This window comes from Streptomyces sp. OfavH-34-F (assembly GCF_022347745.1).
Classification (GTDB): domain Bacteria; phylum Actinomycetota; class Actinomycetes; order Streptomycetales; family Streptomycetaceae; genus Streptomyces.
Map to the genome: position 1 here is coordinate 1 of NZ_JAKRGC010000490.1, position 3,153 is coordinate 3,153.

4 protein-coding genes are annotated in these 3,153 nt (G+C 72.5%); all 4 read right to left on the reverse strand.

Translation table 11 applies throughout. The annotated features are described in order from the left end of the window. Positions 1–110 precede the first annotated feature (110 nt). Positions 111–515, reverse strand: coding sequence for a peptide-methionine (R)-S-oxide reductase MsrB (msrB, locus tag MHW47_RS33775; RefSeq protein WP_239227661.1), 405 nt, complete (start codon positions 513–515; stop codon positions 111–113). A gap of 10 nt (positions 516–525) precedes the next feature. Further along, positions 526–1,923 (reverse strand): UDP-N-acetylmuramate--L-alanine ligase, encoded by a 1,398-nt coding sequence (gene murC / locus MHW47_RS33780; RefSeq protein WP_239227662.1) that lies wholly within the window; start codon positions 1,921–1,923, stop codon positions 526–528. Between the two features lie 69 nt (positions 1,924–1,992). Continuing rightward, a complete protein-coding gene (locus MHW47_RS33785; protein ID WP_239227664.1) occupies positions 1,993–2,445 on the reverse strand; it encodes an indole-3-glycerol phosphate synthase in 453 nt (150 codons plus the stop codon). A gap of 270 nt (positions 2,446–2,715) precedes the next feature. Beyond that, a partial coding sequence (locus MHW47_RS33790; RefSeq protein ID WP_239227663.1) for a dihydrofolate reductase family protein occupies positions 2,716–3,153 on the reverse strand: 438 nt, incomplete at its 5' end.

Consider the following 3,153-nt stretch of genomic DNA (forward strand, 5'->3'; position numbering starts at 1 on the left):
CGGGAGCGCGGCACGCTGGGCCGGCTCGGCCGGCGGATCGCGGGCCGGGTGCGGCGCGGCTGAGGACGGAAACCGGCGCGGTGGGCCGGTCCCCGTCCTCGCTCTCCGGGTCAGGCGTCCGGGGCCAGCCGCAGGGAGATGGAGTTGATGCAGTACCGCTGGTCGGTGGGGGTCGGGTAGCCCTCGCCCTCGAAGACGTGGCCCAGGTGGGAGCCGCAGCGGGCGCAGCGGACCTCGGTGCGGACCATGCCGTGGCTGCGGTCCTGGATCAGTTCGACGGCGTCGCTGTCCTTGGGGTCGTAGAAGGACGGCCAGCCGCAGTGCGACTCGAACTTGGTGTCGGAGCGGAACAGCTCCGCGCCGCAGGCCCGGCAGGAGTAGACGCCGGCGGTCTTGGTGTCGGTGTACTCACCGGTGAACGCGGGTTCGGTGCCGGCCTTGCGCAGCACCGCGTACTCGGCGGCGGTCAGTTCTTCCCGCCACTGCTCGTCCGGCTTCTCGACGTCGTACGGCACGGTGGCTCCTTCAGCTCGACAGGTGGTCCAGGATGCGCGGGCCGAGGTCGGTGACGTCGCCCGCTCCCATGGTGAGAACGAGATCGCCGGGCTTGGCCATTCCCGCGACGACCACGGGGACCTCCGCCTTGTCGTGGACGGCGGTGACGTCGGCGCCCGCGGCCGTGGCGGCGTCGATGATCAGGGCGCTGGTGACGCCGGGGAGCGGGTCCTCGCGGGCCGGGTAGATGTCCAGGACGACGGAGGCGTCGGCGAGGGCGAGGGCCCGGCCCATCTCGGTGCCGAGTTCGCGGGTGCGGGAGAAGAGGTGGGGCTGGAAGACGACGAGGAGGCGGGCGTCGGAGGCGGCGCCGCGCATGGCCTCCAGGTCGGCGGTCATCTCGGTCGGGTGGTGGGCGTAGCTGTCGATGACCTGGACGCCGGCCGCCTCGCCCTTGAGCTGGAGGCGCCGCTTGACGCCGGTGTACTTGCCGAGGGCGGAGGCGAGGTTGTGCGCGGGGATGCCGAGGGCGATGCCGGCGGCGAGGGCGGCGACCGCGTTGAGCGCGTAGTGGCGGCCGGGGACGGAGACGGTGAAGGTGAGGAACTTCCCGCCCAGGACGACCGTGACCTCGCTGGTCAGACCGCGCGGGGTGATCTTGTGCACGCGTACGTCGGCGGTCTCGGCCTCGCCGTAGGTGACGACGGTGAGCGCGGGCAGCGTCTCGCGGACCCGGCGGGTCAGCTCGGTGGCGCCGGACTGGTCGGCGGAGACGACCAGGGTGCCGCCGGGGACGATCTTGCCGGCGAAGGCCTCGAAGGACTCGTGGATCTCGTCCATCGAGGCGTAGTTGGCGTGGTGGTCGAGTTCGACGTTGAGGACGATCGCGACGTCGGGGTCGTACTTCTGGAAGCTCCGGTCGCTCTCGTCGGCCTCGGCGACGAAGATGTCGCCCTCGCCGTGCGCCGCGTTGGTGCCGGGTCCGGCGAGGTCGCCGCCGATGGCGTACGAGGGGTCGAGGCCCAGTTCGCCGAGGGCGACGGCGAGCATCGAGGTGGTCGTCGTCTTGCCGTGGGTGCCGGCGACCGCGAGGGAGCGCAGGCCGCCCATCAGGGAGGCCAGGGCGTCGGAGCGGTGGACGACGGGGATGGACAGCTCGGCGGCGCGCACCAGCTCGGGGTTGTCGGCGCGGATGGCGCTGGAGACGACCACGCAGGAGGCGTCGTCGGCCAGGTGCGCGGCGGAGTGTCCGATGTGGACGGTGGCGCCGAGGGCGCGCAGGGCGTCGGCGGTCGGGGACTCCTTGGCGTCGCTGCCGGCGACCTTCGCGCCCCGCTGGGCGAGGATCTTGGCGATGCCCGACATTCCGGCGCCGCCGATGCCGATGAAGTGCGGTCGTTCCATGGCGGCGGGAATGCCGGGTGCCATCTGTGCTCCTGCGGGTTTCGAGTGGGTTTCGGTGCGGCTTCGGTGCCACTCCTGGGCCGCACGCCCAGCCTATTCGCTGTGCGCGAAGAGCTTGAGCACGGGGACGCCGACCTTGTGGCGGGCGCGGGAGGCCCAGTCGCGGTGGAAGAACTCCTCGACGTAGTGGGGGGCGGTCAGCACGATGACCTCGTCGGCGCCGGACTCCTCGACCACGGTGGTGAGCTTGTCCAGGGGATGATTCTCGATCACCTGTCCGACGGCTTCGGAGCCCGCCTGGCGCAGGGCCTCCAGGGACACGTCCAGGGCGAGCGCGGCGGAGTCCCTGGCGCTCTTGCCCTCGGGCTCCTCGCTCTCGCGGGCCGCTTCCTTCAGTTCGCCCATCGCCAGGTCGTCGATGGCCCGCAGCAGCACGTCCGCCTGGTCGCCGCGCGGCTGCATGAGGACGACGAAGGAGGTGCGCTCCTCCCCGTGCAGGGTGGTGACGAATTCGACGTCCCCGGAGGTGAGGGCCTTCTCGATCATCAAAACGCTGGTGAACACCACAGAGCCCTTCTCTTCAGCGACCGTCGACGGCCGCTGCTGAAACCATCCTTCCCCGTGCTCGCACGGGGTCTGCGAGATCCATTCTGCCCACGGAACGCTAACCGGAACGTGATATTCCGCTGATTGCCCCGACGGGGTCGGCGCGGGCCGGGAAACCGGAATGCGCGTTCCGGTACCGCCCGTCGGCTCACGCGGCACGCGGCGGGGCCCGGCCGCCACCGCACGGACCGCCCGGGGCGGCGCCGGGGCTCAGCCTCGGCGGTACCGGGAGAACAGGAACCCGTCCTCCTCCAGCAGCGAGGCCAGGGCGAATCGTTTCGGCACGGACACCGGCGGCCCGCCCGCGATCCGCTGGGCGTCCCCGGCCGTGAGCAGCGGGGCGACGGTCAGGCACAGCTCGTCCAGCACCCCCCGGGCCACGAACTGCCCGAGCAGCCGGGGCCCGCCCTCCGTCAGCAGCCGCCGCAGCCCCCGGTCGGCCAGCTCCCGCACGGCGCGGGCGGGGTCCACCCGCGAGCCCTCCCCCGCGATCACCACCTCGGCGCCCGCCTTCCGGGCCGTCTCGATCCGGTCCGGGGGCGCGCCGGCCCCGGTCAGCACCAGCGTCGGCACCAGCGGCGAGACGAAGAGCGGGAGCGAGAAGTCGAGGTCCAGGCTGCCGCTGACCACCGCGACGGCCGGGGCGAG